Raw genomic sequence first — 1282 nt, forward strand, 5'->3', positions numbered from 1 at the left:
GATTTAGGAGAAAATATTTTTAGAACTTGCTGCCACGTAAGTGGCTTGGTACAATCTATCGGAGAACATATGGAATTTTATTTGCAAACGAGATAAATGTAGATAAGGAAGAGAATTGATATGACATACGTTTTGACAGATCTGGTCTGGCTGTTTTTCATCTACTCCTTCGCGGGCTGGTGCGTGGAGGTGTGCTTCGCCGCGTTCAGCCGCAGAAAGTTCGTGAACCGGGGCTTCGTGAACAGCCCCTACTGTACCATATACGGCTTCAGCGCTGTGGTGTTCGCGGTGTTTTTGCCGGAGCTTACGGACAATCTGTTCTTCCTCTTCCTGGGAGGACTGCTGCTGGCCTCGGTGGTGGAATACACCACAGGCATGCTCATGGAGAAGATTTTCCGCAGGAAATTGTGGGATTATTCTGAAATCAAGTACAATTTGGGCGGCTATGTCTGCCTCCGGTATTCCCTGTTGTGGGGGCTGCTGGCCGTGGCCACCATGCGCTTCCTGAACCCGGTGCTGTGCGGTCTGCTGCGGGGCATCCCCCGGCCTGTGACTTTGGTGGCGCAGTGGACTGCCGCAGGGCTTCTGGCGGCGGATTTCATCACCACCTCCATGGCGGTCCTGGGCATGAAGGTCACAGCGAGGCGCCTGTCCCAGCTCTCCGAGGGCATGCAGCAGACCTCCAGGCTCCTGGAGAACCGCCTCACCGCCGGGGTGCAGAAGCGGATGCAGCGCTCCTTTCCCTCCATCAATCCAGAGGACATCGCGGCGGACATCCAGGCGAAATCGGAGCGGGCCAAGGCGGGGCATGCGGTGTTCGCGGAAGGGTGCTGCTTCTATAAGCTGACAGCGCTGTTCTTCATCGGGGCGTTCCTGGGGGATCTGACGGAGACTGTCTTCTGCCTCCTGACCACCGGGGTGCTCATGAGCCGCAGCAGCGTGGTGTATGGGCCTTTCAGCATCGTCTGGGGCCTGGGCTGCGCGCTGCTGACCCTGTTCCTCTACCGGTATCGGAACAGGAGCGACAGGCACATCTTCCTGGCGGGCACGCTGCTGGGGGGCGCTTACGAGTATGTCTGCAGCGTGTTCACGGAGCTGGTCTTCGGCACGGTGTTCTGGGACTACAGCGGCTTCGCCTTTAACCTGGGCGGGCGCATAAACCTGCTTTATTGCTTTTTCTGGGGGATTGCGGCTGTGGTGTGGCTGAAGATGATTTATCCGAAGCTGTCGGATCTGATAGAGAGGCTGCCGGTGCGGGCGGGGAAGATTCTGTGCAACTGCC

At 57.6% G+C, this 1282-nt stretch carries 1 protein-coding gene; it reads left to right on the forward strand.

Annotation, left to right across the window (positions count from 1 at the left end; translation table 11 throughout):
• Positions 1-120: 120 nt before the first annotated feature.
• Positions 121-1282 (forward strand): putative ABC transporter permease (locus tag Q2B33_RS08665; RefSeq protein WP_330691364.1); only part of this gene is annotated, 1162 nt, incomplete at its 3' end.

Source organism: uncultured Acetatifactor sp. (genome assembly GCF_948601915.1).
GTDB lineage: Bacteria > Bacillota > Clostridia > Lachnospirales > Lachnospiraceae > Acetatifactor.